The organism is Candidatus Nitrosacidococcus sp. I8 (assembly GCF_945836005.1).
GTDB lineage: Bacteria > Pseudomonadota > Gammaproteobacteria > Nitrosococcales > Nitrosococcaceae > Nitrosacidococcus.
On sequence record NZ_OX241534.1, the window covers coordinates 1,762,449 to 1,787,733 of the forward strand.

The 25,285-nt window shown below is 37.9% G+C and carries 25 protein-coding genes, 1 tRNA gene and 1 pseudogene; 14 read left to right on the forward strand and 13 right to left on the reverse strand.

Annotation, left to right across the window (positions count from 1 at the left end; translation table 11 throughout):
- The first annotated feature begins 4 nt into the window (after positions 1-4).
- The 5 genes and pseudogenes from OOL07_RS08710 (at position 5) to OOL07_RS08730 (ending at position 4,697) form a co-directional block, all read left to right on the forward strand.
- Positions 5-2,461, forward strand: a complete 2,457-nt coding sequence (locus tag OOL07_RS08710; RefSeq protein WP_264696181.1) for a heavy metal translocating P-type ATPase — start codon at positions 5-7, stop codon at positions 2,459-2,461.
- 55 nt (positions 2,462-2,516) lie between these two features.
- Positions 2,517-2,705 (forward strand): heavy-metal-associated domain-containing protein, encoded by a 189-nt coding sequence (locus OOL07_RS08715; protein ID WP_413774113.1) that lies wholly within the window; start codon positions 2,517-2,519, stop codon positions 2,703-2,705.
- A 91-nt stretch (positions 2,706-2,796) separates the two neighbouring features.
- Positions 2,797-3,051: a threonine aldolase family protein gene (locus OOL07_RS08720; protein ID WP_264696183.1), complete on the forward strand. Its 255-nt coding sequence runs from the start codon at positions 2,797-2,799 to the stop codon at positions 3,049-3,051.
- Between the two features lie 220 nt (positions 3,052-3,271).
- Positions 3,272-3,733: pseudogene (locus tag OOL07_RS08725) on the forward strand (threonine aldolase family protein).
- Between the two features lie 97 nt (positions 3,734-3,830).
- On the forward strand, positions 3,831-4,697 hold the full coding sequence (locus OOL07_RS08730) for a DMT family transporter (RefSeq protein WP_264696184.1): 867 nt from the start codon (positions 3,831-3,833) through the stop codon (positions 4,695-4,697).
- 4 nt (positions 4,698-4,701) lie between these two features.
- Here OOL07_RS08730 and OOL07_RS08735 read toward each other — a convergent pair whose 3' ends face one another.
- From OOL07_RS08735 to OOL07_RS08745, 3 genes are all read right to left on the reverse strand, one after another.
- Positions 4,702-5,358: a hypothetical protein gene (locus OOL07_RS08735; RefSeq protein WP_264696186.1), complete on the reverse strand. Its 657-nt coding sequence runs from the start codon at positions 5,356-5,358 to the stop codon at positions 4,702-4,704.
- 30 nt (positions 5,359-5,388) lie between these two features.
- Positions 5,389-5,997 carry a hypothetical protein gene (locus OOL07_RS08740; protein WP_264696187.1) on the reverse strand — a complete coding sequence of 203 codons (609 nt, stop codon included), beginning with the start codon at positions 5,995-5,997 and terminating at the stop codon, positions 5,389-5,391.
- A 171-nt stretch (positions 5,998-6,168) separates the two neighbouring features.
- Positions 6,169-7,206: a type IV pilus twitching motility protein PilT gene (locus tag OOL07_RS08745; protein WP_264696188.1), complete on the reverse strand. Its 1,038-nt coding sequence runs from the start codon at positions 7,204-7,206 to the stop codon at positions 6,169-6,171.
- Between the two features lie 100 nt (positions 7,207-7,306).
- Here OOL07_RS08745 and OOL07_RS08750 point away from each other — a divergent pair, with 100 nt between their 5' ends.
- Genes OOL07_RS08750 through OOL07_RS08765 form a run of 4 tightly spaced genes read left to right on the forward strand, consistent with a single transcriptional unit; the run spans position 7,307 to position 9,720 of the window.
- On the forward strand, positions 7,307-8,002 hold the full coding sequence (locus tag OOL07_RS08750; protein ID WP_264696189.1) for a YggS family pyridoxal phosphate-dependent enzyme: 696 nt from the start codon (positions 7,307-7,309) through the stop codon (positions 8,000-8,002).
- Between the two features lie 17 nt (positions 8,003-8,019).
- Entirely contained in the window at positions 8,020-8,865 is an 846-nt protein-coding gene (gene proC, locus OOL07_RS08755) for a pyrroline-5-carboxylate reductase (protein ID WP_264696190.1), read from the forward strand.
- The gene (locus tag OOL07_RS08760) at positions 8,855-9,421 is read left to right on the forward strand and encodes a YggT family protein (protein ID WP_264696191.1); all 567 of its coding nucleotides are present in this window, start codon (positions 8,855-8,857) and stop codon (positions 9,419-9,421) included. The genes proC and OOL07_RS08760 overlap by 11 nt, the downstream gene beginning before the upstream one ends.
- Positions 9,421-9,720, forward strand: a complete 300-nt coding sequence (locus tag OOL07_RS08765) for a DUF167 family protein (protein ID WP_413774134.1) — start codon at positions 9,421-9,423, stop codon at positions 9,718-9,720. The genes OOL07_RS08760 and OOL07_RS08765 overlap by 1 nt, the downstream gene beginning before the upstream one ends.
- On the opposite strand, the gene OOL07_RS08770 is transcribed toward OOL07_RS08765, so the two are convergent.
- Positions 9,709-10,884 (reverse strand): AmpG family muropeptide MFS transporter, encoded by a 1,176-nt coding sequence (locus OOL07_RS08770; RefSeq protein ID WP_264696193.1) that lies wholly within the window; start codon positions 10,882-10,884, stop codon positions 9,709-9,711. The two genes, OOL07_RS08765 and OOL07_RS08770, sit on opposite strands and share 12 nt — an antisense overlap.
- 91 nt (positions 10,885-10,975) lie before the next feature.
- Here OOL07_RS08770 and pyrE point away from each other — a divergent pair, with 91 nt between their 5' ends.
- On the forward strand, positions 10,976-11,623 hold the full coding sequence (gene pyrE / locus OOL07_RS08775; RefSeq protein WP_264696194.1) for an orotate phosphoribosyltransferase: 648 nt from the start codon (positions 10,976-10,978) through the stop codon (positions 11,621-11,623).
- 31 nt (positions 11,624-11,654) lie between these two features.
- On the opposite strand, the gene argB is transcribed toward pyrE, so the two are convergent.
- Genes argB through OOL07_RS08800 form a run of 5 tightly spaced genes read right to left on the reverse strand, consistent with a single transcriptional unit; the run spans position 11,655 to position 16,344 of the window.
- On the reverse strand, positions 11,655-12,563 hold the full coding sequence (argB, locus tag OOL07_RS08780; protein ID WP_264696195.1) for an acetylglutamate kinase: 909 nt from the start codon (positions 12,561-12,563) through the stop codon (positions 11,655-11,657).
- A gap of 5 nt (positions 12,564-12,568) precedes the next feature.
- Positions 12,569-13,975: a phosphomannomutase/phosphoglucomutase gene (locus OOL07_RS08785; protein WP_264696197.1), complete on the reverse strand. Its 1,407-nt coding sequence runs from the start codon at positions 13,973-13,975 to the stop codon at positions 12,569-12,571.
- Positions 13,976-14,022: 47 nt separating this feature from the next.
- Positions 14,023-14,478, reverse strand: coding sequence for a dUTP diphosphatase (dut, locus tag OOL07_RS08790; RefSeq protein WP_319804032.1), 456 nt, complete (start codon positions 14,476-14,478; stop codon positions 14,023-14,025).
- The gene (coaBC, locus tag OOL07_RS08795) at positions 14,459-15,664 is read right to left on the reverse strand and encodes a bifunctional phosphopantothenoylcysteine decarboxylase/phosphopantothenate--cysteine ligase CoaBC (RefSeq protein WP_264696199.1); all 1,206 of its coding nucleotides are present in this window, start codon (positions 15,662-15,664) and stop codon (positions 14,459-14,461) included. Before coaBC ends, dut begins: the two co-directional genes overlap by 20 nt.
- Positions 15,665-15,687: 23 nt before the next feature.
- Positions 15,688-16,344, reverse strand: a complete 657-nt coding sequence (locus OOL07_RS08800; protein ID WP_264696200.1) for a hypothetical protein — start codon at positions 16,342-16,344, stop codon at positions 15,688-15,690.
- Between the two features lie 257 nt (positions 16,345-16,601).
- Between OOL07_RS08800 and OOL07_RS08805 the strand changes: the two genes are divergently transcribed.
- On the forward strand, positions 16,602-17,855 hold the full coding sequence (locus OOL07_RS08805) for an NAD(P)/FAD-dependent oxidoreductase (protein ID WP_264696201.1): 1,254 nt from the start codon (positions 16,602-16,604) through the stop codon (positions 17,853-17,855).
- Between the two features lie 69 nt (positions 17,856-17,924).
- Here OOL07_RS08805 and OOL07_RS08810 read toward each other — a convergent pair whose 3' ends face one another.
- From OOL07_RS08810 to ispB, 4 genes are all read right to left on the reverse strand, one after another.
- The gene (locus OOL07_RS08810) at positions 17,925-20,981 is read right to left on the reverse strand and encodes an efflux RND transporter permease subunit (protein ID WP_264696202.1); all 3,057 of its coding nucleotides are present in this window, start codon (positions 20,979-20,981) and stop codon (positions 17,925-17,927) included.
- Positions 20,978-22,072, reverse strand: coding sequence for an efflux RND transporter periplasmic adaptor subunit (locus tag OOL07_RS08815; protein ID WP_264696203.1), 1,095 nt, complete (start codon positions 22,070-22,072; stop codon positions 20,978-20,980). The genes OOL07_RS08810 and OOL07_RS08815 overlap by 4 nt, the downstream gene beginning before the upstream one ends.
- A gap of 230 nt (positions 22,073-22,302) precedes the next feature.
- Positions 22,303-22,379: transfer RNA gene (locus tag OOL07_RS08820), tRNA-Pro, on the reverse strand.
- Positions 22,380-22,384: 5 nt separating this feature from the next.
- Positions 22,385-23,353, reverse strand: a complete 969-nt coding sequence (gene ispB, locus OOL07_RS08825) for an octaprenyl diphosphate synthase (RefSeq protein ID WP_264696204.1) — start codon at positions 23,351-23,353, stop codon at positions 22,385-22,387.
- 228 nt (positions 23,354-23,581) lie between these two features.
- Here ispB and rplU point away from each other — a divergent pair, with 228 nt between their 5' ends.
- The 3 genes from rplU (at position 23,582) to cgtA (ending at position 25,284) form a co-directional block, all read left to right on the forward strand.
- Positions 23,582-23,896: a 50S ribosomal protein L21 gene (gene rplU, locus OOL07_RS08830; protein WP_264696205.1), complete on the forward strand. Its 315-nt coding sequence runs from the start codon at positions 23,582-23,584 to the stop codon at positions 23,894-23,896.
- Between the two features lie 18 nt (positions 23,897-23,914).
- On the forward strand, positions 23,915-24,172 hold the full coding sequence (gene rpmA / locus OOL07_RS08835; RefSeq protein WP_264696206.1) for a 50S ribosomal protein L27: 258 nt from the start codon (positions 23,915-23,917) through the stop codon (positions 24,170-24,172).
- A 95-nt stretch (positions 24,173-24,267) separates the two neighbouring features.
- The gene (gene cgtA / locus OOL07_RS08840; protein ID WP_264696208.1) at positions 24,268-25,284 is read left to right on the forward strand and encodes an Obg family GTPase CgtA; all 1,017 of its coding nucleotides are present in this window, start codon (positions 24,268-24,270) and stop codon (positions 25,282-25,284) included.
- Position 25,285: the final 1 nt, after the last annotated feature.

Here is a 25,285-nt window from a genome sequence, read left to right on the forward strand (position 1 = left end):
ATACATGGTTGAAGCAGTAACTAATACAATTCATGAGTCCTTGCCCAAGGATAATAAAACAGATACGAATAAGGAAAATAATACCTTTACTTTACCTATCCAAGGCATGACTTGTGCCAGTTGTGCAACTCGCTTAGAACGAGTACTCAATAAAGCACCCAGTATAGTAAGTGCACAAGTTAATTTAGCTTCAGAACAAGCGCGACTTACTTTTGATCCTAAATCTATCTCTAAAGAAGAAATTTACCACACAATTACCCAAGCAGGTTTTTCTGTACCTACAGAAAATTTAGAATTTCAGGTGGGCGGTATGACTTGTACTGCTTGCACTGTACGCTTGGAAAAAGTATTAGAGCAACTGCCTGAAGTCCATGGAGTGACTGTAAATCTAGCTACTGAACGGGTAGTGGTTAAAATTGCAGAAGGAACTTTAAATAATACCCAGATTGTTTCTGCTATTGAAAAAGCAGGATTTACTGCTGAACCACTATCTAGCTTTGCAGAAAGAGAAGCACAAGAAAAGGAAAGAATAAAAATTAAAGAACAGCAGGAGTTAAGGCGATTATGGATTTCTACTTTGCTGACCTTACCTTTATCTCTGCCTATGTTATTTATGCCTTTTGGCATCCATGCAGATTTACCCGCTTTTGCCCAATTTTTACTTGCTACCCCTATTCAATTCTGGATAGGCAATCGTTTTTACATTGGAGCTTATCGATCCCTTAGAGGCGGGATGGGAAATATGGATGTGTTGGTAGTGCTGGGTACTAGTGCTGCTTGGGGGTTGAGTGTCTGGAATATGCTATCCTCTACCGGCGAAGGGCATTTATACTTTGAAGCCTCCGCTATGCTTATTACCCTAATTTTATTAGGAAAGTGGTTAGAAGGACGAGCTAAACGAAGTGCTGCTTCTGCTATACGCTCTTTAATGGCTCTTCGCCCTGATCAAGCACGAGTAGAACAAGATGGAAATTTCGTTGAAATGCCAGTAGATCAAGTGACGACTGATATGATCGTATTGATTCGCCCCGGGGAGCGGGTACCTGTTGATGGGATGATTTTAGAAGGAAGTAGTCAGATAGATGAATCCTTAATCACCGGTGAAAGCTTACCCGTGCTTCGGGAACAGGGAGAAGTTGTTACTGGAGGATCTATTAATGGAGAGGGATTATTAAAAATTCGTGCTACTACTGTAGGATCTGAATCCACCTTAGCTCGAATTATTCATCTAGTAGAAGACGCTCAAGCAAGCAAGGCACCAGTACAAAAACTAGTAGATAAGGTAACTCATGTTTTTATACCTGCTGTAGTAACTATTGCATTCATAACTTTCCTTAGCTGGTGGTTTATAGACGGATCGGTAGAAATGGCATTTAGATCTGCTATTTCTGTACTCGTCATCGCTTGCCCGTGTGCTTTAGGGCTGGCAACCCCTACTGCTCTGATGGTAGGTACAGGGATAGCCGCCCGCCATGGTATTTTAATTCGAGATGCAGTAGCGTTAGAAAGTGCTCAAAATAGCAATACAGTAGTATTCGATAAAACAGGTACTTTAACTGAAGGCCAACCAAGTGTTACTGAAATTTATCCTTTATCGGGTACCAAGGAAAAATTGCTGCAATTAGTGGCATCAGCCCAGCAAGGAAGCGAACATCCTCTTGCTAAAGCTATATTAAAAAAAGCAGGCGAGCAAACCCTCGTCTTATCTCAGCCGCAAAGTTTCCGTAACTTACCTGGACGAGGTTTTCAAGCAACTATTCAAGGGAGAGTTATTTTAGTCGGTAATCGTCGCTTAATGAAAGAGCACAGTATCGACCTATCCTCCTTATCTTCCCAAGGAGAAACTTTAGAATATCAAGGTCACACTTTGATGTGGGTTGCCTCACTTCAGCCCTTATCCCAATTATTGGGAATGATTGCAGTCTCTGATCCCATAAAGGAGATTGCTCGACAAGCAGTCAAATCCTTACAGGAGCAAGGAATTACTACCGTAATTCTCACAGGGGATAATCGTGGGGTAGCTCAAGTAGTAGCAGATAAGCTAGGAATTAATCAAGTCATTGCTGAGGTACTCCCCGAAGATAAAGCCAATCAAATTCAATCTCTTAAAAGCCAAGGTCGCCATGTAGTCATGGTAGGTGACGGAGTAAATGATGCACCTGCTTTAGCTGCTGCAGATGTGGGCATGGCTATGGGCACAGGTAGTGATGTGGCGATGGAAACAGCTGGAATTACTTTAATGCGAGGAGATCCCAGCTTGGTAGCGGCCGCTTTATCGGTTTCTCGGGTTACTTATAAGAAAATTCGCCAAAATCTATTCTGGGCTTTTGCCTATAATGTAATTGCAATTCCCTTAGCTGCTTTTGGAATGCTTAGCCCTGTGGTTGCGGGTGCTGCTATGGCTATGTCCTCAGTGAGTGTTGTCTCAAACTCATTACTTTTACGCCGTTGGCATCCATAATGGGGTGAGCTATATTAAATAATTTAGGAGAATTTCAGTGGAAAAAATTTATAAAGTGGGTGGTATGACTTGCCAAGGTTGTGCTAGATCAGTCGAAAATGCCATTATTAATGCCCTGCCAGAGGCTACTGTAACTGCTAATTTAGAAAAAAAACAAGTAACGGTTACCGACATCAACAACGACACTTTAGTTGCTAAAGCCATAGAAGAAGCAGGTTTTGATTATGAGGGTGTAGTTGGCTAATTCTAAGTCAAATTAAGTAGGTAATTCAAAGTTATGAATGAAGTTTTAGTCAGCTTATATAGCGATACCCAAACCTTAGATGCGTAAGGAAATGATGGATGCTCCTGTAGGTGATGAGCAGCGAAGTGAAGATCCTACGGTAAATCGTCTTTGTGAAATAGCTGCTGATTTGATGGGTAAAGAGGCAGCTATTTTTTTACCTTCAGGCACCATGTGTAACGAAATTTCTTTGTTAGTGCATTGTCGCCCCGGGGATGAAATTATTACGGATTGTACCGCTCATATTTTCAATATGGAAGGTGGAGGTCCAGCTGCTTTAAGTGGTACTTCAATTTGTGCCCCTTGACGGAGAGCACGGAATATTTACAGCATGCTAGGTGATTAATAGCATTCGCCCCAAAAGGAGAGCACGGAATATTTACAGCATGCTAGGTGATTAATAGCATTCGTTGCCCCAAAAGCTGCTATATGCCTAAATCTCGGCTCATTTGTATTGAACAAACTACTAATTTAGTTTAGGTGGCGGCGCTGTTTGGCCGCTAGCTACTATTCAAAAAATTGTAAAAATAGCTCAAGATCATCAACTTATTCTCCACTTAGATGGGGCAAGAATTTTTAATGCAACGGTTGCTACTGACATTGGTATTAAACAATATACTCAACCCTTTGATAGTGCTTAGTTTGATTTAAGTAAAGGATTAGGCTGCCCAGTGGGTGGCGTACTTGCAGGAAACCGAGATTTTATTGAAGCAACTTGGTGGTGGAAACAACGCTTAGGAGGAGGCATGCGACAAGCAGGTATTTTAGCTGCAGCTGGTATTTATGCTTTAGAGCACAATATTAGTCAGCTTGCTAAGGACCATGAACATGCCCGCTTATTTGCTGAGAGTATTACGAACATTCCTGGGATCGCTCTTGATGTAGCAGGAATAGAAACGAATATTGTTTTCTTTGATGTGATGAGTACAGGCTTATCTGCCTTTGAAGTAAGCGAGCAACTCAAACCCCATGGGTGGGGCTACAGGTAAATTCCAACTTCGAGCGGTAACTCATTTGAATATTTCTAAAAAAGATATAGAAACTGCAGTAGCGGCACTTAAAAAAGTAGTTGCTAGCTAAATAATTATGAGCAATGAACAAAAAGGGCTAATTCTTGGCTTTTTAGGTGTAGTTACTTTTGGATTTACTCTGCCTGTTACTCGTTTTACAGTAGTTTATTTTGATCCAATGTTTATTGGGCTGGGACGCGCAGTCGTAGCCTCTTTAGTTGCAGGGTTATTACTATTTGTGAGTAAAACTCCAATTCCTAGCAAAAAACAAATAGGACAACTGTTTTTAGTAGCTTTAGGGGTAGTGATTGGATTTCCTTTACTCTCAGCTTGGGCGATGAGATCAGTACCTGCTTCTCATGGTGGTGTAATTTTGGGCGTTTTACCCCTAGCTACTGCTATTATTGGTACTTGGTTTTCCCATGAAAAACCTTCTGTTACTTTTTGGCTCTTAGGCATATGTGGGGCATGCTTAGTAGGTATTTTCTCTGTATTACAAGGATTTAAAGAATTTATGTGGGGAGATCTAGGTTTATTTGCAGCTGCTTTACTGGCAGGAACTGGCTACGCTATAGGGGGCATACTCTCTAAAGAGATAGGTGGTTGGAAAGTAATTTGTTGGGCATTGGTACTCTCTCTTCCTTTTATCTTACTTCCAGCTATCTACTATATACCTGATCACCCTAACCAATTTTCATTCATTGTTTGGGGTAGTTTTTTTTATTTAGCATTAGTTAGCCAATTATTTGCCTTTTTTCTTTGGAATAAAGGGCTAGTGCTAGGCGGTGTGGTGCGTACTAGCCAGCTTTTGTTGCTGCAACCATTTATTACGATTATTGCCTCTTATTTCTTAATAGGAGAGCAGATTGAAACAATCACCATTGTTTTTGCCCTACTTGTTGTTACTGTAGTTGCATTTAACCGAAAAACTCCTATTCATTAATTGATTATCTACCTCTTTGCTGTGCCGCCAGCACTAAATTCTTTGCTCTTGCAATAGCCCGCTCTTTAGCTGAGAAAGCATCTCCAATAGATAAAAGTGCTTTTCCAGCTTGATACTTCTCTTCATTAGTGTGAGCTTTGTAGAATGGGCTTGATATTTGTTCTGTGACTAGCTTTTTTGCTCGATCTCTTCCTGTAGGTACTTCCATAATAGAGGGCTCTTCAATAAGTGCAGGATAGGAGTAAACTACTCCTTCAGCCATCCCTTTAAAAGCACCGATACCAAGTCCTAATACTCCGCCCATCAGATGGCCAGGTCCTGGTATTATACTTCCTGCTGCCATTGCCCAACTTTTTGCGCCAAATCCAGCTTCTTCAAAAATATTAAAAGGAGCACGTATACCTAAATTACCTATTGCTTCGCCTGCTTCACAAAGTATTCTTATGGCTGATATCTTCTTAGCGCAATGGAGATAGTTTCTAGAATCTGCATTCCAAAGAAACATACCTTGGTCATTAGCCATATCAAACGAATCAGAGATAGTATCTATTCCTGACGGAGAAACAGCAGATTGAATCTCTTCCGGTAATTTTGAATTATTTTCACCAGCAGGTACTGAGATAGCGGCAAACGACATTAAAAAAAATAGTAATGATCTCATAGCAATAAATTATCTAAATTAGTTTCTGTTCTACACTTTTACTCCATTGTTTTTTGATTTAGAACGATAGAATAAATAACCAACTAAACCAATTACGAAAAGGATAGCTATCATTATTCCAACCTTTTTTTCTTTAGAGAAAGATTCTTTCATTCCTACCCGCATAGGAATGGAAATGTCCTCTCCATCAATGGTTAGAATGGCAGCATATACTCCTTTTTCATCAAATACAGTTTGAGCTTCTATGAAGCCTGCTGCATAAGTTTTTTCTGGTACTGTAATTAGGGTCCTTTTCTCTGAAAGTTTACCTTCTTTTTTTCCCTGATCTATTTCTACAATTCGGAGCATAATTGGCTTCTTTCTTGCGTATTCGTCTAAAAGATCAATAGAAATATAAGTGGCACCAATTTCAGGAAGATCTTGGCAATAATGTTGAAATGCCAATGATTTTGATTTTCCCTCTTCTGCTGCAGCTGGCTGATATGCGGTAAAGTGAATCACATAGTTTTTATCTTTTGTTAAGCAAGATAAATTTTCATAATCAGCTCCTTGAGACTGATTATTACCTTCTGCCCAAGTGTGAGTGGAATATACACTTGCTACTAATATAAAAACTATAAGTTGTAGAAATTTTTTCATTACCTGCTCTCTAATAATCTAGCGTGTTTTTCATCGTAATAAATGAAGCAAATATAATTTTATTAATCAATAAGCCTAGCTACTTAAGATTTTTGAAATGATATGCAACCATAATAAGCTAGATTGATTTTAAGTGCTATCCCTCCATTATTGTTAAGAAGGAAGGGCAAGTTATCGAAAAAGATCCTTGCTTAATGCTTTTTTAGCGGCTTCCTGTTTAGTAATTAAATCTTTACGTACAAGATCCGTAAGACATTGATCCAAAGTTTGCATTCCTATCCCTTGACTAGTTTGTATTGTAGAGTACATCTGAGAGATTTTATCCTCTCGAATAAGATTACGAATGGCTGGAGTGCCCATAATAATTTCATGGGCTGCTACTCTTCCTCCACCATTTTTTTTAAGAAGTGTTTGGGCAATAATCGCTTGCAATGATTCAGAGAGCATGGAGCGCACCATACCCTTTTCTGCTGCTGGAAAAACATCAATAATACGATCTATCGTTTTTGCCGCGGAGCTAGTATGAAGGGTACCAAATACTAAATGCCCTGTTTCTGCCGCTGTTAGAGCTAAACGAATAGTCTCTAAATCTCGCATTTCCCCAACCAGAATAACATCAGGATCTTCACGCAACGCAGATCTTAATGCTTCATTGAAACCATGGGTATCTCGATGTACTTCTCGCTGGTTAATAAGACATTTTTTACTTTCATGAACAAATTCAATAGGATCTTCAATAGTAAGAATATGAGCGTGCTCATTTTCATTCTTATAATTAATCATAGCAGCTAGGGTAGTAGATTTCCCTGATCCAGTAGGACCTGTCACTAACACTACTCCACGTGGATGATTTGAAATTTCCTTAAATTTTTCAGGAGCATTGATTTCCTCTAAACTAGGTATTTTAGAAGGAATGGTTCGAAGCACTGCAGCAGCTCCTCGGTTCTGAGTAAAAGCATTAACACGAAAGCGGGCAAAGCCAGGTAAGTTAATAGAAAAGTCTGTTTCCAGATTTTCTTCATACTCCTTCCGTTGTCTGTCATTCATGATATTGTAGAGCATAGAATAAACCTCTTTATGCTCTAAGACAGGTAAACTAAGTCGGTGAATATCTCCATCCATCCGTACCATAGGGGGAAGTCCTGATGAAATATGCAAGTCAGAAGCTCCATTTTTAACAGTAAAAGCGAGTAGTGTATTAATATCCATAGAATAAGAGGTAAAATTTGAATTTTTTATATCATATAGGGTAATTTACCCTCAATTTTTAAATAAAGTTTACAATAACTAGGAATAACTAAGAAGAAATATGGTAGATATTGCACAGCAACTTGCCCAAGTCCATGAGCGTATTGCTCAAGCAGAACAACGCTTTAACCGAGTGCCCGGTAGCGTTTCTCTTTTAGCTGCTACAAAAACTTGCTCACCAGAGGCAATCTTAACTGCGGCTTCTTGCGGACAGCGAGTATTTGGAGAAAATTATTTACAAGAAGGTCTTACCAAAATTGAAGCATTGAAAAAAGAAAACTTTGAATGGCATTTTATTGGCCCCATTCAATCAAATAAAACTCGAGATATTGCAAGTCATTTTAGTTGGGTTCACAGTATAGATCGGTTAAAAGTCGCTCGAAGGTTGAGCGATCAACGGCCATCAGATCTGGGTGTATTAAACATATGTTTACAAGTTAAAATCAGTGATGAAACTTCAAAATCAGGTGTTCTCCCAGAGGATTTAATCAAATTAGCAAAAGAAGTAGCATTGATACCTAATCTCTCCCTAAGGGGGCTCATGACAGTACCTGCAATTACCCATGATTTTGAAGAACAGCGAAAACCTTTTAAGGTTTTATATAATCTATGGTGTGAGCTACGTAATATAGGATTTGAGTTAGATATTCTATCCATAGGGATGACAGATGATTTAGAAGCCGCTATCGCTGAAGGAGCGACTTTAGTTCGAGTAGGTACCGCAATTTTTGGATCTCGCCCTCAAAAAAGCGCATAAATCGTACATAGTTATATATGGAATTAAAAAATGATCATACCCTTACCTTCATTGGCGGGGGAAATATGACATTTAGTCTTATCAGTGGTCTGATTACAACAGGATTTAGCCCTAAAAATATTTGGGTAACAGATCCAGATCCAAAAAAATTAGATTCCTTACATCAACACTTTGGCGTGCATATCACAGAAAACAACATTCAAGGGGCACAGTGTGCAGATGTGGTCGTGTTAGCAGTGAAACCCCAACAAATGAAAGGAGTTGCTACGGGATTAAATCATTTAATAGATAATAATCCTCTATGGTTAAGTATTGCAGCAGGTATTAGAACTACAGACCTATCTAATTGGTTTAAAAAGCCAGTCCCTATTCTGCGTGCAATGCCTAATACTCCCTCTTCAGTACAAGCAGGTGCTACCGCTTTATTTGCCAATAGGTACGTAAGTGTAGATCAGAAAAAATTAGCAGAATCTATATTTCAAGCGGTGGGATTAGTGCTTTGGTTAGAAGATGAAACCTTAATAGAAATTGTCACTGCCCTATCAGGAAGTGGTCCTGCTTATTTTTTCCTAGTGATGGAGGCTATGGAAGAGGCAGCTGTCAAGTTAGGGCTAGATCCACAAAGTGCTCGTCTACTTACTTTTCAAACTGCATTAGGGGCAGCTAAAATGGTAACTAATCATCAGGATCAAAGTGCTGCTATATTACGACAACAAGTTACTTCTCCTAAAGGGACAACAGAACAGGCTATTTTCTCTTTAGAAAAAGCAAATCTCAGAGAGATTTTTTTTCAAGCTTTACAAGCTGCTCATCACCGTGCTCAAGAATTAACCCAAGAATTGGGAGCAACCCATGATGCCTAATCAATATTTCATCAATCCTTTAATATTCGCTATTGATATACTCTTTAGCTGCTATATTCTAGCAGTCATGTTACGCCTATTTCTTCAGTGGGTACGAACCGATTTTCATAATCCTGTTGCTCAATTTTTAATTACAATCACACAACCTACCCTTCGCCCTTTACGCCGTTATATTCCCCCTATAGGTAATATAGATACTGCTTGTATTACGTTATTACTGATCTTAGCACTAGTGAAGCTAGCTATTATTGCAAGTTTAACTTTTGGAATCCCTTCTCTATTTACCCTATTGATGGCAAGTATTGGGGATCTTATTGGCATAGGGTTCAAAATTTTAGAAATAGCAATTATTTTTCGAGCAGTGTTAAGTTGGGTTATGCCAAATAGCTATAATCCTGCACTTATCCCTTTGTATTACCTTACTAATCCTACACTTGAATATATACGAAATTTTATTCCGCTTGTTAGTGGTATAGATTTATCGCCCATTATCGCTCTATTTGGTCTTGAAATGCTATCTATGTTTATAGATCCTCTATTCCCTCATTTTATATGATTGCACCTTCATGGTTTGAGCAAATACAAGATAGGATTATTTTACGTATACGTCTCCAACCTAATGCACGTCGCAATGAAATTTTAGGTATTCATGGAAATCAAATTAAAATAAAAATAACTGCCCCTCCTATTGAAGGAAAAGCCAATCTTTATCTAATTGATTTTTTAGCAAAACTATTTAAGGTAAATAAAAGTAAGATTGATATAGTTGCTGGAGCAACGAGTCGAGATAAACAGGTGTGTATTAATGGGATAACCGCACTACCTTTAGAATTAAGAGCTAAATTAGACTGCTAGCTTTTCTAGTTTACGTAATAATAACAACCCAGGTATAGCACATAGAGTACAGAAAAAGAAGAATAATACCCACCCTGAATATTCAGCGATAAACCCTGTAGGAGCAGCCATGATAACCCGGGGAATACCCATGAAACTTGAAAGTAAAGCATATTGAGTCGCTGTAAATTGTTTATGGGTTAAGCTGGCCATAAATGCAGCATAAGCAGTAGTTCCCATTCCAGAGGTAAAATTCTCAAAGCTCACTACTAAAATAAGAGTTAGTAAACCGTGGCTGGAAATAGCTAATAGAGAAAATCCTAGAATGGATAGTCCTTGTAAGATTCCAAATATCCATAGTGCTCGATAAATACTAACCTTCAGCATTAATATTCCACCAAGTATTCCACCAAATAGGGTAGCACTTAACCCGAATCCTTTAACAATAAGTCCTATTTCAGAGGTGGAATAACCCAATGAGAGATAAAAAGGAATAGTCATATGACCTGCCATGCTATCTCCAAGTTTATAAAATAAGATAAAAAATAGTATAAGTAAGGCACTAGGTCGTGAAAAATACTCTTTAAATGGTGCAGTAATAGATTCTTTTATCCCTTTAGGAGTGTTAGCTAGAATTTGAGGTTCTGGAGCAAATAAAGTAGTGATCACGCCAACAAGCATGATTACTGTAAATAGGCGGTATACTTGAGGGAAAGTGATGTAATCGGCAAGGATTAATCCGCCTGCAGAAGCCACTAACATTCCTAAACGATAACCATTGACATAAAATGCAGAGCCTAAACCTAATTCATGATCCGCTAGGCTTTCCCTTCGATAAGCATCAATTATATTATCCTGTAGGGCTGAAAAAAAAGTAACCAGTAAGGCAACACTAGCTATAGTGGTACTATCAGTAGGATGGGTAAAACTTAAGATAAATAATGTAATAATTAAACCTATTTGCGCCCATAATAACCAGCCTCGACGGCGGCCTAAATATTTAGGTGTATAACTATCTAATAGAGGTGCCCAAAGAAATTTTAAAGTATAGGGAAGGCCCACTAAAGAAAATAATCCAATCGTACTCAGATCTACATACTCTTTTTTCATCCAAGCTTGAAGTACCGATCCCGTTAGTAATAATGGGAATCCACTTGCAAAACCCATGAAAAAAGCAATAATCATAGGAGTTGATGTGATGGCTTGGAAGAAAGTGTGCCAGTATGTAATTAAGCGGAAATGCTTATAGGCGTTCAAAATATATTTATTTAAAAAAATGAAAGATTATCAGAAAGAATTTATTGAGTTCGCAATTGAAAGGAATATCCTTAAATTTGGAGAATTTACCTTAAAATCAGGAAGAATTAGTCCCTATTTCTTTAATAGTGGACTATTTAGTTACGGCAGTGATTTAGCTCATCTTGGAAGATTCTATGCTCATCGGATTGCTCAGGAAAATCTTAAATTTGATATTTTATTTGGCCCTGCTTATAAGGGGATTCCTTTAGTAACGGCTACCGCTATAGCTTTCTCAGAGAAATTTAAGCAAGATATAGGTTATGCATTCAACCGTAAAGAGCTAAAAGATCATGGAGAAGGTGGTACTATCATTGGTGCTCCTCTTGATGGTCAAAAAGTACTTATCGTGGATGATGTAATTTCTGCTGGAACTTCAGTACGAGAATCTATTACACTGATAAAAGATGCAGGAGGAATTCCTATGGGAGTAGCTATTTCTTTAGATCGGCAGGAAAGAGGGAAAGATACCCAATCTGCAGTGCAAGAAGTTACTACTCAATATGGTATTCCAGTAATGAGTATTGCCTCTTTAACCCACTTAATTACTTTTTTATCAAAATCACCTAGTATGGAGCAATATTTAACTCAAGTACGAGCATATCGAAATCAGTACGGTGTAGAGTAAGATATGCATTTATTAAAAATAAATTACTATGTTATTTATTTTTAATAAATGTGCCAATTCCTTCATCAGTAAACAATTCCAGCAATACTGCATGTTGTACTCGCCCATCAATAATATGGGCAGATTTTACTCCGTGAGCTACAGCTTCAAGAGCACATTGAATTTTAGGAAGCATCCCACCAGAGATAGTATCATCAGCGATTAAATCATTTACTTGAGTGGCAGTGAGTCCTGTAAGTAAATTTCCCGATTTGTTCAGTACTCCTTGGGTGTTAGTTAATAATATTAACTTCTCAGCATTTAGGGATTCGGCAATTTTTCCTGCTACTAAATCAGCATTGATATTATAAGAATGCCCATCTTCCCCTACACCTACAGGAGCAATCACAGGAATAAATTTTCCCTGGGTAAGCGTATAAATGATTTGGGTATTGATTTGTTTTACTTTTCCCACATAGCCCATATCAATCAATTCTGGATTTTTTTCTACCATAGAATCCGAAATATTTGGCTTTAAATGCAGTTTTTCAGCCTGAATCAATCCTCCATCCTTACCGGTTAGCCCAACAGCACGACCTTCTCGCTTATTAATGAGGTTGACAATTTCTTTATTAACTTGCCCTCCGAGCACCATTTCTACTACATCCATGGTTTCTTTATCAGTGACTCGCATTCCTTGAATAAATTCACTCTCTTTACCCATTTTTGCGAGTAATTGTCCAATTTGAGGACCACCTCCATGAACAACAATAGGATGAATACCTACGAGCTTCATCAGCACAATATCTTGAGCGAAACTCTCTTTTAGCCCGTTATCAACCATTGCATTACCACCGTATTTAATCACGATAGTTTTTCCTGAAAAACGTTGGATATAAGGTAGGGCTTCAGTTAAAACATGGGCTATATTGAAAGCACGATCGGTAATAGAGGACTGCATAGAAATTAAAAAGATAAAGTTAATTCTGGATCTACTTGTAGCATTAATTCTTTGAAAGTATTTTTTATTCGTTCTAATGCGACCGTATTATCTGCTTCAAAACGGAGAATAAGTGAAGGGGTAGTATTGGATGGACGTATCAAACCCCAACCATCCTTAAATTCTACTCGTAATCCATCAATAGAAATGATTTTTGTACTTAATGGAAATTGAGTGTGTAGGAGTAATTTTTCCATAAATTGGAAATGTGTTCCTTCGACCATATCTACTCTAATTTCTGGAGTGCTAATGTCATTGGGTAGATCAGCGAATATTTCAGCAGAATTTTTTGTATTTTTAGCTAAAATCTCAAGTAATCTTGCTCCCGTATATAAGGCATCATCAAAACCATACCATCGCTCTTTAAAAAAGACATGGCCACTCATTTCCCCAGCTAATAGAGCACCTGTTTCTTTCATTTTTGCTTTAATTAAAGAGTGACCAGTTTTATACATTATAGGATTACCCCCAGCACTTTTAATTACTGGATCTAAGTGACGGGAACATTTCACATCATATAAAATAGTTGCCTTTGGGTTTCGAGAAACTACGTCCCTAGCATAGAGCATGAGCTGGCGATCAGGCCAAATTATGTTTCCTTTAGAGTCAACTACACCTAAGCGATCCCCATCTCCATCAAATGCAAAGCCTATATCTGCCTTTTCTTCCTTAACCTTTTGGATAAGGTCTTTTAAATTCTCCGGCTGGCTAGGATCAGGATGGTGGTGAGGAAAATAGCCATCAATATTGCAATACAGCTCTATCACCTCATTGCCCATTGCTCGATATAAGCAAGGGGCAACTTCTCCTGCAGCACCACTACCACAGTCAACAACAATTTTTAAAGCTCGAAGGAGCTTTATATCATTTATAATTTTTTGAAGATAAGAAGGTATAACATCTAGAGTTTTGACACTCCCTGTCCCATAAAGGTAATTTTTATCCTTAATTCTCTGGCGTAGCTTTTGGATAGCCTCTAGAGCGAGGGTATTTCCTCCTAAAATCATTTTTAACCCATTGTAATTGGGAGGATTATGACTACCTGTTACCATGGCACCTGCCCCAGCTTCTAAAAAATAAGTGGCAAAATAGAGTATAGGAGTAGGTACTAAACCAATATTTACTACGTGGCAGCCTGAATTTTGTAATCCTTCGATAAGAGCATGAGAGAGCTCTTTACCAGATAATCGCCCATCTCGCCCTACTATAATATTTTTTTGGTGATGAAATTCTTGATTCTCACTACCAAGTGCTTGCCCGATGTTATAAACAATTTCAGGTGTAAGATCTTTATTGACTATACCTCGAATATCATAGGCTTTAAAAATAGAGGTAGGAATATTGTTATTTTCTTCACGTAATTGGTTTTTCAATTTATTTCTCCCAATTTTATTGGAGTAAGATGAGTTAAAAACTATAATTAATGTTTTCCTGTATGACCAAAACCTCCTTCACCTCGATGGCTAACAGTAAAGGATTCAACAGTCTCGAATGAAACTTGAACGATAGGGACAAATACCATTTGAGCAATCCGTTCCCCTACAGTAATAACAAAGGGATTAGATTCTCTATTCCAGCAAGAAATTAGAATTTCCCCTTGATAATCGCTGTCAATAAGTCCAACCAAATTACCTAAAACAATACCATGCTTATGCCCTAGCCCAGAGCGAGGTAGTAGTACAGCAGATAGTGTAGGATCTGCAATGTATATCGCTAATCCTGTTGGAATAAGTTCTGTGGTATTTGGTAAAATCGTTAAATTATTAGAAATACAAGCCCGTAGATCTAATCCAGCTGATCCAGAAGTCGCATAATGAGGCAAAGGAATTTCGGTACCTAGGCGGGAATCTAAAATTTTAATTTGGATGTTTTTCATAATAGCATCGGGCTATTTGTTGTATAAGTTTTTGAGCAAGTACTGTTTTTGGAAATAGAGGAAAATCTATCTCCCCTTTATCCCATATAACGGTACATTCATTTGCATCTACTTCAAATCCTTGATGATATCCAACTGGATTTGCCACAATCATATCAAGATTTTTTACTATGAATTTAACTCTAGCATTTTTTTTATAATCTTCAGTCTCAGCAGCAAACCCTACTAAAAAAGGCTTATGAGGTTGCTCGCCAATTGTTTTTAGAATATCTGTAGTTTGTTCTAATTCTAATGTTATTTTTTTATCTATTTTTTTTATTTTTTGTGATGATATGTGAGTAGGCTGGTAATCCGATACTGCAGCACAACTAATAAAAATATCTGCTTTACTTATAAGTGATAACACCTGATCACTCATTTGTTGTACGGTATCTATTTTAATTTTTTGTATCCCGACAGGAGCATCCAAATTAGTAGGACCGCTAATTAGGGTTACTTGGGCTCCTGCAGCCTCTGCAGCTGCAGCTAAAGCATAGCCCATTTTCCCAGAACTCCGATTACTTAAGAAACGAACTGGATCTAAATATTCTCGAGTAGGACCTGCAGTAATTAAGACTGATAATCCTGTAAGATAAGGGTGGGTAAATAACTTTGCTATTTGATAAATAAGTTCTTTAGGTTCAACCATTCTTCCTAAGCCCCACTCGCCACAGGCTTGGCTTCCGCTATTAGGTCCCCATATTTTTACTCCTCGGCGAATTAAAGTAGCGATATTCTCCTGAACTGCTATAGCATGCCACATTTGCTGATTCATACTAGGGGCAATCGCAATAGGGGTAGTGGTAGCTAAACAAGTAGCAGTGAGTAAATCATAGCTGCGACCTTGAACAATTCGAGCAATAATATCTGCAGAAGCTGGGGCAATTAATATTAGATCTGCCCATCTGGCTAAAGCAATATGCCCCATAGCTAATTCTTGTGATGGATCCATAAGTTTAGTATGGACTGCTTTGCCACTTAGGGCTTGAAAAGTAAGCGGAGTAATAAACTCCTGAGCAGCTTCAGTCATGATTACTCTAACTGCAGCACCTAAATCTCGTAATTTACGAATCAAATCAGCAGTTTTATAAGCTGAAATACTGCCACTAACGCCGATTAGGATCCGTTTATCTCGAATTATTTCCAATTACTTTTCAGGAAATTTAGATTTTACTCTCTTTTCTTTTCAAAAGGATTAAGGCTAACCCTAGTTTCTGGGTCCAACACTAGCTTATCTCCTTTATGGAGGAGAGTAAAATTTAAGACCCCCCTTAAAGATCTTGGTCCAGAAAGCACAAACTTACTTTCTGATTCCTCATCAAATAGAGCTGATTCTAATGCTTCATCTACGGTGTAAGTAAGCTCTTGGGCGAGAAAATCATCATGGTTTGCTTGATTAAGTATACCCATAAACCAGATTTGATTTTTAGTAGGTATCCCTATTCCATTTTCTGTAGCAAAAAAACCTTTCATCTGAGTGGATCCAAAAATTAATCCTTGAGGGCCATTTAAAAAATTATGTTCAAAATTTATGGTGCGAATCTGATTTGATGATTCAGTTGCTACAAAAGTAGTATGCCAAAATTCAATTGCATTGACGTGCTCTCTACTTTTATCCAGGCAAATCTGTGGATTCTTGCCGTACTCACTAGAGATAACGTTAAATCCGGGATAATTCCCAGCGATATTAACACAGCTACTAGAGAGATCTCCTGATTCTGCCATAGTCAGTATTTGTCCATAAATACTCGCAGTTAATCCGTAGGCATAGGGATGAGCCCCAAAATAAAACAATACACCTAGGATAGTAATTTGAAAAAATTTCATTTAGCTTTTGTTTTTTATAATTTTAAAAATTAATTGGGTAGCCTATAAAACTAAAATAAATCAGAGTTTAAATTCTTAATCAGTTGTTATTTTATAGATTATTCAAGAATAAAAAAACAGAGCTTTATGGATTATATACCAAAGATAGCTAGCTATGGCATACTCTATATAGGTAATTTTGGGTATGAAATCACTCAAATAAATCTTTTCTTAAGTAAAGATGTATTTAAGAAACTGCTTAAAAATTAGGAGTATATATGGCAAATATGAAACATCATCAGATCGTTATTGTTGGTGGTGGTGCTGCAGGTATCACAGTGGCAGCTTCCCTTAGAAGAAAGAAAGGGGGCAAAAAATTAGATATTGCTATTATTGAACCATCCAATAATCATTATTACCAGCCTGCTTTCACATTAGTGGGTGCTGGTGCATACTCTCTAGAAAAAACTCGCCGCTCTGAGAAAAGTTTAATTCCTTCTAACGTAGAGTGGATTCAGGATTCTGTGACTAGTTTTAGTCCTCAAAATAATCAAGTGAAATTAGCCTCTGGGCAGCTTATAGACTATGACTATCTTGTGGTTTGCCCTGGGTTAGAATTAAATTGGGATAAAGTAGAAGGGTTAAAAGAAACTCTTGGCAAAAATGGAGTATGTAGTAACTATTCTCACGACTATGCACCTTATACTTGGGAATGTATACAAGGGCTTAACCAAGGAGCAAAGGCTATTTTTACACAACCTCCACTTCCTTTTAAGTGCCCGGGAGCTCCACAAAAAATTGCCTACCTAGCTGCAGATCATTTACGCAAAAATAAAATAACGGAGTCTACGCTTTATTTTTGCACTCATGCACCCGTGATGTTTGGTGTACCGCTTTTCTCTAAAGAACTAGATAAGGTAGTTGCTCGCTATGGAATTCATGCTAAGTTTCAACATAATCTAGTTGCCGTAGATGGAAAGAATAAACAAGCCACTTTTGAAGTAATAGGCGGAGGTAAAACAGGAGAAAAAATTACTTTAGACTTTGATATTCTTCATGTTACCCCCCCTCAAAGCGCTCCAGAAGTAGTAAAATCTAGCCCACTAGCTAACGAAGCAGGATACATAGATGTACACAAGCATTCTATGCAGCATACCCAATATAAAAATGTTTTTTCCCTTGGAGATGCTTGCTCTGCACCTAATTCAAAAACTGCAGCTGCTGTTCGTAAACAGGCACCTGTTGTTGTAAAAAACCTATTACATCTCATTCAAGGTGGAGAAATAGAGGAAGGCTATGAAGGTTATGCTTCTTGCCCGCTCACTACAGGCTATGGAAAAATGATTCTAGCAGAATTTATTTATGGAGGAAAAGTGACCCCTACCTTCCCTTTAGATCCTCGTAAAGAGCGCTTACTTAATTGGTGGATTAAGGTAACAGGGCTTCCTATCTTATATTGGGATTACATGCTCAAAGGTTATGAATGGTTTTTTGCGTACAATACTAATTACGAAGAGCCTAAAAAAGACTAACCCTTAGAATACGGAAAGTACAGTACAAGGAAGTACTGTTTTTCTAAAAGATAGACAGTTACTCTTACTCTATGTAACTTCAAGAGTCTCTTCTGGCTTATGCTCTCTTGCTACAATTACATAAACTGCCGGCACAATAAATAAGGTAAAGAAAGTACCAATTCCTAACCCAGTAGCAATCATTAAACCGATTCCGTATCTACTTATTGCACCTGCACCTGTTGCCATAATTAACGGAATAACCCCTACTATCATGGAAGAGGTAGTCATAAGAATAGGACGAAGCCTGATGCTTGCTGCTTTTTCTACCGCTGCTCTTTTATTAAGCCCTTCATGCATCTGTAGCTGGTTAGCAAATTCTACAATTAAAATCCCATTTTTTGCAATAAGACCAATCAATGTAATTAATCCCATCTCTGTATAGATATTTACAGTCGTAAACCCTAAAGCGAGGAATATTAAAGCACCTGCAATAGACATAGGTACTGACATAAGCACAATAATAGGATCTCGCCAGCTTTCAAATTGAGCAGCAAGTACAAGATAAATTACAATTAAAGCAAAAAAGAAAGTAATTGCAAGGGCATTTCCTTCTTGGGCATATTGACGTGATTCTCCTGCATAATCCCAGCTAAAGCCTCGGGGGAAAATTTCCCGTGCTTGCTCTTCTAAATAGGATAGAGCATCACCTATAGTGACTCCAGGGCTAGCAACTCCTTGCAAAGTTAATGCATTTAACTGCTGAAATTGGATTCTCTTACTAGGTACTACCGTTTTTTCAAGGGAAACTAAGGTAGATAATGGAATCATTTCTCCACTTTTAATGCGGGTATAGTAATTTTCTAGCATATGCTCATCTAAGCGATAGCTACGAATGACCTGAGGGATCACTTTATAGCTACGACCCTCTAAATCAAATCGATTTACCCAACGCTCACCTAGCATCGTAGTTAAATCCTCTCCGATATCTTCCATGGTGATACCTAAATCACCTGCAAGATCTCGGTTTACATTAATTGAAATTCGAGGCTGCTCATATTTAATAGATTTTTGCAAAAAAGAAAATTTACCACTTTCCATGGCTCTTTCAAGTAATTCTTGAGCGACTTGATCTAAAGAAAGGAAATCTGTATCTGTTTCTACAATAAACTGAATAGGTGCTCCCCCTACTCCAGGTAGAGTTGGGCGATGATAGACAGAGATTTCATAGGCAGTAATGCCCTCCTGTAATCGCTGCTGTAAATCTGGTTGTATTTCCATTTGAGAGCGTTTACGCTGGGTAGGAGGATACATTTTAAATCCACCTTTAATGATATTAATATCTCCGCCCATCCCTAAGAGAACATAAATCTCCCTATACTCAGGAAGTGTTTTAGTAATTTCAAAAATCTGCTTGGCATAGATTTTATCGTAATCAATATTAGCTACCTCTGGCCCAGTGGCTTCAAATTCTACAACGCTCTGATCTTCAGCAGGGGCTAATTCCTTTTGCCCACTCATATATAGCGGATATAAGCTACACAGAACAAAAGCAGCAAAAATCATAATGAGCGGAATATGATTTAGGGTTCGATGTAAAACTCTTTGATAAAATTGAGCAAGCTGAGTAAGTAAGTGTTCCACCCATAGTTCAAACTTTCCTTTTTGATCAGCAGCTTTCAAAACCTTGGAAGACAGCATGGGAGATAGGGTAATAGCAACAATTCCAGAAATAATTACGGCGCAAGCTGCAGTAAATGCAAATTCAGTAAATAAAGTACCTACCAATCCTCCCATAAAGCCAATAGGGGCATAGACCGCAACTAAAGTGGTGGTCATGGCAATAATAGGTAATCCCAATTCTTGAGCTCCATCAAGAGCAGCTCTAAAGTGAGATTTACCCATTTCTAAATGGCGTTGAACATTTTCCACTACAATAATGGCATCATCTACTACTAAACCAATAGCAAGTACCATAGCAAGTAGAGTAAGCAGGTTAATAGAAAATCCTAGAGAAAGCATTAAAAAACCTGATCCTATTAAAGAAAGAGGTACAGCAATAGAAGGAATCAGGGCGGCACGTAATGATCCTAAAAATAGGAAAATTACAATAAGCACAATAGCAATCGCCTCCCCAAGCGTGTGAAATACTTCATCAACAGCCTCTGACATATAAATACTATAATCAGAGACAATATCTAAGTTAATTCCAGGAGGAAGCTGTTTCTGTAACTCAGGAATTAATTTATGAACTTCATCTGCAACTTCAAGAGGGTTAGAACCAGGGGATTCCTCAATGCCTACGAAAATAACCAACTGATCATCGTGCCAATCGATAGCATTGTAGTCTTCCACATCTAATTTAGGATCGCCAATATCCTCAAGCCGAACAATTGCTCCATTTTTTCCATAAACGACCAAATTACGATAGTCTTGCTCTTTGCTAATATTGGTACTACTAATCAAATTAACCGAATCATAACCTCCCTTTGTTTTACCTACACCAGAGATAAAGTTATTACTCTGTAACACCTTTTTTACATCACTACCTGTTACTCCTAAGGCAGCCATCCTCTGAGGATTAAGCCAAATACGCATGGCTGGAGATTTATCCCCTGAAAGGGTAACTTTACTTACTCCAGGAAGTGCTTGGATCTTCGGTTTGACCGATCGTAGTAGATAGTCTGTGACTTGATGCAATGGAGTGACATCACTGGAAAGGGCTAAATACATTAATGCAGTAGTTCGCCCCGTATTAGAATCAACTACGGGATTTTCTGTTTCTGGAGGAAAGAAAACAATTTGGCTGTTAACTTTAGCTTGAATTTCCGCAATAGCAGCACCTGGGTTATAGTTCAGCTCCATATGAGCTTCTATGGTGGATTTCCCTTCTATGCTGGTAGCAATGATATAGTCAATACCTTTTGCTTCAGCAATAGCCTGCTCTAATGGGGTGGTAATAAAACTATTAATAATTTCACTACTTGCCCCTGCATAAGTAGTAGTTACTGTAATTACGGTCGTAGTACTTGCTGGATATTGGCGTAATTCTAATAAAGTAAAAGCACGCAGCCCAATCAATAAAATAAGTAAATTAACAACGCTAGCAAATACTGGGCGACGGATAAAAAGATCAGTAAACTTCATGGCTCATCAGTATGTGGTATGGGTATTATTCTATTGTTAATTTTTACTTTCTGGCCATTATGAAGTTTTAGCTGACCTGCAATAATCACTTGCTCCCCCTCTGTTAACCCTTTAACAATTTCTATCTGATCTCCATAAGCATCTCTTACTCGTACTGCTCTTTGGTGAGCGATAAAATCGTTGCCTTGTTTTTCAACTACATAAATCATCTCTCCATAGGGGTTGTAAGCAATTGCCATTTTAGGCACAGTAAGTGCCTGTTTTCTTTCAGGTAATAGAGTACTTACTTCAGAAAACATCCCTGGACGTAACAATAAATTAGGGTTATTCAAAGTAGCCCGAATTTTAATATTACGGGTTTGAGGATCAAAACCAGGATCAATAGCAGTAATATGGCCAATAAAAGCTCTATCGGGATAGCTTTTAACTTTTATGGAAATTTTTTGATTTATGGAGAGAAAAGAAAAATAACGCTCTGGAAGCATATAATCTACATAAATAGGATCTAGGGCTTGTAACAGTACAATAGGCGATCCAGGGGTTAAGTATTCGCCAAGATTCACTTGCCGTACCCCAAGTAAGCCAGAAAAAGGGGCCGTAATATGTTTTTTTTGAATTAAAGCACGTTTAGAGTCTACATTTGCTCTATCACTTTCTAGCTGTGCTTGGGTAATATCATAGTCAGATTGTGAAACTAGATCTCCCTTCACAAGTTGTGCATTGCGCTTTAGTTGCACTGATGCAAGGGCGTTCTGAGCAATCAATCCTCTTAGATCTGCTTGTTCGATACTATCATTGAGTTGTACTAAAAGAACTCCTTTTTCTACCCACTGTCCTGATTTGAAATTTATTTTTGTGATCAGCCCTTCGATCTCGTTAGTAACATTTGTTCCTTGGATAGCTACTAAATTACCAATAGATTCTGCAACAGGTTGCCAACTATTTATGTGTGCTTGTGTAGTGGCTACCGTAGCTAACGGAGAGGATACTATTGTATTAGTTTTATATTTTTCATAGTATTTCCAAGAGAAAAAAGCAATGCTTACTAAGCAAATTAAAACTAAAAAAATAGTAATAGAGCGTTTTATCATAAGAAAGATGGCTACCTCTATCGCATTGACCGGCATAAAACACTAAAGAAAGGACATATTACAAAACCATCTCAGCATATATGCCAAATTAATCTGCAGTTGATAACTGCAGTGCTTTTAGCTATTTTTTAGCTAAAATTTATAGAATTAGAAATAATAATTCCTGAAATAATATAGGACATAAAAACTAGTTTTTAAAACTAGGAAAGTCAAGTGTACTGTCTATTTGATGGTCGGGGTGACTGGATTCGAACCAGCGACTCCTGCCTCCCGAAGGCAGTGCTCTACCAAACTGAGCCACACCCCGTTCTTTTAGTAAGCACGAGAAACAGCAAATTGTGCTAGATCTGATAAGGATTCTCGATAAAGTGAGTGAGGAATATATTCAAGTGCTTGAATGGCTTTCTGTGATTCCCGGTGAGCAGCCTCTGCTGTATAATCTATTGCTCCAGTAACTTGAATAGCTTTAATAACTTGATTTAAATTTCCAAGCCCACCTTCTTTTATTGCATTAAAAATAATTTTAGATTCTAGCTCTGAACCATGGCGCATAGCATAAATTAACGGTAAGGTTGGTTTACCCTCTGCTAAATCATCACCAATATTCTTGCCTAAATCCTCACTTGAAGCACCATAATCCAGTACATCATCCGTAAGTTGAAATGCAGTGCCTAGATGCATACCATATGCAGCCATTGCTTTTTCTTCTATATCTGAAGCATTACAAAGTACTGCACCTAGCTGAGCGGCTGCTTCAAATAATTTTGCAGTCTTACTACGAATCACGTTTAAATATCGCTCTTCGGTAGTATCTGGATCATGGCAATTTAATAGTTGCATGACTTCCCCCTCTGCAATTGTATTTGTTGTATGGGCTAAGATTTCCATAACTCGCATACTGCCCACGCTAACCATCATTTCAAAAGCACGAGAGTAAAGAAAATCTCCTACTAAAACACTAGCTTCACTGCCCCAGATATTATTTGCTGTTTTCTGACCTCTTCTTAGCTGCGAAGAATCTACTACGTCATCATGTAATAGAGTAGCGGTATGGATAAATTCGATAATAGTAGCAATATCAATATGATTTATACCCTTATAATTAAAAGCATGGGCACTCAGCAACACTACTATTGGGCGTAGCCGTTTACCACCACTATTAATAATATAATGCCCTAATTGGTTGATAAGTACTACTTCAGAATGCAATTTTTGTTGGATCATACCATTAACAGATTGCATATCATTGGTTATTAAATCGTATGTATGCTGTATATTCAAGAGAGCTTATTTTTCACCAAAAATTTGAGAGAATTTCATTATTACTGAATAGCATTATGCTATTGTCCATATTATAATTATTTATTATAGTTTTTTGACTATTTTGTTAGAGTATTCTTAAGATTATTTTTTACTTACATAAGATTAAATAGTTCTCTAGGGTAGCATAAACTCTAATATCCTGAATGATTCTAAATTAGTTTTTTAAAAAAAGGTAAGCATTCTGTTATGTATGCAGTGATTAAAAGTGGTGGAAAGCAATATCGTGTTCAAGAAGGGGATACCCTTAAAATAGAAAAAATAGATGCTGATGAGGGTACTCAATTTATTCTCGATCAAGTATTGTTAATAGCCTCTGATGGTAGCACTCAAATCGGTACTCCCTATATCGATAATGCAAAGGTAGATGCTACAGTAAAAAGCCATGGACGAGGAAAAAAAGTTAAAATTATTAAGTTTCGTCGTCGTAAGCATTCTAAAAAACAAATGGGGCATCGGCAATATTTTACTGAATTACACATTGATAGTATTTCTGCAAGCTAGGTATAGGAGTAACAAATTATGGCACATAAGAAAGCAGGCGGCAGCTCCCGGAATGGTAGGGATTCAGAATCTAAGCGGCTAGGTATAAAAAAATACGGTGGAGAACAAGTACTTGCTGGAAATATCCTAGTAAGACAAAGAGGTACTAAATTCCATCCCGGAAATAATGTGGGGCTAGGAAGGGATCATACTCTATTTGCAACAGCATCAGGAAAGGTACAATTTGCTGTAAAAGGACCCCGTAACCGTACCTATGTTAATATTGTTGCAGAGTAACATCTAGATTACTTATATTAAGTAGCCAACTTGTAGTATATCTGTAATTTTTTAACTATTTTCTATTTTATTTCTTAATATTTGGTTTCAATAGAATGAAATTCGTAGACGAGGCCATTATTAAGGTGCAAGCTGGGGCAGGAGGCAATGGCTGCCTTAGCTTTCGCAGAGAGAAATTTATCCCCTTTGGAGGTCCTAATGGGGGTAATGGCGGCAAAGGCGGGGATGCCTACTTAATTGCCGATGAGAGAATTAATACCCTAATCGACTTCCGCCATCACCATCACTTTATCGCTCAAAGAGGTGAAAGTGGTAGAGGTAAGCTCCAATCAGGCAAGAGCGGGCAAGATCTCTATATTCCTGTACCCGTAGGCACTGAAGCTTGGGAATTAGAAACAGGGGATTTCTTTGGAGATCTTACAACACCTAAGCAAACTCTATTAGTCGCTAAAGGTGGACGTTATGGGTTAGGCAATGCTCACTTTAAGAGTAGTACTAATCGAGCACCACGTAAATTTACTAAGGGCGAGCTTGGGGAAGAACTTTCTCTAAGGCTAGAACTGAAATTACTAGCTGATGTAGGGTTACTGGGGTTGCCTAATGCAGGTAAATCTACTTTTACTCGCCAAATATCGGCAGCCAACCCTAAAGTTGCAAGCTATCCTTTTACGACACTTTATCCCAGCCTTGGCGTAGTTAGAGTTGGATTTGATCAAAGTTTTGTGATCGCAGACATTCCGGGCATCATTGAAGGGGCCTCTCAAGGGACAGGGTTAGGAATTCAATTTCTTAAACACCTTAGTCGTACCAGACTACTTATCCATTTAGTAGATATTCTCCCCGATCAGGCCGATCCAATTACTAACATACAAACTATTTTAAAAGAACTAGAGCAGTTTAGCCCTAAACTAGCAAATCAAGAGCAATGGCTAGTATTTAATAAAATAGATTTGCTTCCTGAAACTGAATTAAGAGATCTCTGTAAAAATGTTTGTACTCACCTCTCTTGGCAAAATCCTGTTTATTATATTTCCTCTGTGACAGGACAGGGTTGTCAATCGCTTATTACAGCAATAATGGCGTATTTAGAGACTGCTTCGGCTGAAAATTAAT

Coding starts and splice junctions, on each gene's coding strand:
- OOL07_RS08710 (WP_264696181.1), top strand. CDS start 5: ATGGTTGAAGCAGTAACTAATACAATTCATGAGTCCTTGCCCAAGGAT.
- OOL07_RS08720 (WP_264696183.1), top strand. CDS start 2,797: ATGATGGATGCTCCTGTAGGTGATGAGCAGCGAAGTGAAGATCCTACG.
- OOL07_RS08730 (WP_264696184.1), top strand. CDS start 3,831: ATGAGCAATGAACAAAAAGGGCTAATTCTTGGCTTTTTAGGTGTAGTT.
- OOL07_RS08735 (WP_264696186.1), bottom strand. CDS start 5,358: ATGAGATCATTACTATTTTTTTTAATGTCGTTTGCCGCTATCTCAGTA.
- OOL07_RS08740 (WP_264696187.1), bottom strand. CDS start 5,997: ATGAAAAAATTTCTACAACTTATAGTTTTTATATTAGTAGCAAGTGTA.
- OOL07_RS08745 (WP_264696188.1), bottom strand. CDS start 7,206: ATGGATATTAATACACTACTCGCTTTTACTGTTAAAAATGGAGCTTCT.
- OOL07_RS08750 (WP_264696189.1), top strand. CDS start 7,307: ATGGTAGATATTGCACAGCAACTTGCCCAAGTCCATGAGCGTATTGCT.
- proC (WP_264696190.1), top strand. CDS start 8,020: ATGGAATTAAAAAATGATCATACCCTTACCTTCATTGGCGGGGGAAAT.
- OOL07_RS08760 (WP_264696191.1), top strand. CDS start 8,855: ATGATGCCTAATCAATATTTCATCAATCCTTTAATATTCGCTATTGAT.
- OOL07_RS08770 (WP_264696193.1), bottom strand. CDS start 10,884: ATGATTATTGCTTTTTTCATGGGTTTTGCAAGTGGATTCCCATTATTA.
- pyrE (WP_264696194.1), top strand. CDS start 10,976: ATGAAAGATTATCAGAAAGAATTTATTGAGTTCGCAATTGAAAGGAAT.
- argB (WP_264696195.1), bottom strand. CDS start 12,563: ATGCAGTCCTCTATTACCGATCGTGCTTTCAATATAGCCCATGTTTTA.
- dut (WP_319804032.1), bottom strand. CDS start 14,478: ATGAAAAACATCCAAATTAAAATTTTAGATTCCCGCCTAGGTACCGAA.
- OOL07_RS08800 (WP_264696200.1), bottom strand. CDS start 16,344: ATGAAATTTTTTCAAATTACTATCCTAGGTGTATTGTTTTATTTTGGG.
- OOL07_RS08805 (WP_264696201.1), top strand. CDS start 16,602: ATGGCAAATATGAAACATCATCAGATCGTTATTGTTGGTGGTGGTGCT.
- OOL07_RS08810 (WP_264696202.1), bottom strand. CDS start 20,981: ATGAAGTTTACTGATCTTTTTATCCGTCGCCCAGTATTTGCTAGCGTT.
- OOL07_RS08815 (WP_264696203.1), bottom strand. CDS start 22,072: ATGATAAAACGCTCTATTACTATTTTTTTAGTTTTAATTTGCTTAGTA.
- rplU (WP_264696205.1), top strand. CDS start 23,582: ATGTATGCAGTGATTAAAAGTGGTGGAAAGCAATATCGTGTTCAAGAA.
- rpmA (WP_264696206.1), top strand. CDS start 23,915: ATGGCACATAAGAAAGCAGGCGGCAGCTCCCGGAATGGTAGGGATTCA.
- cgtA (WP_264696208.1), top strand. CDS start 24,268: ATGAAATTCGTAGACGAGGCCATTATTAAGGTGCAAGCTGGGGCAGGA.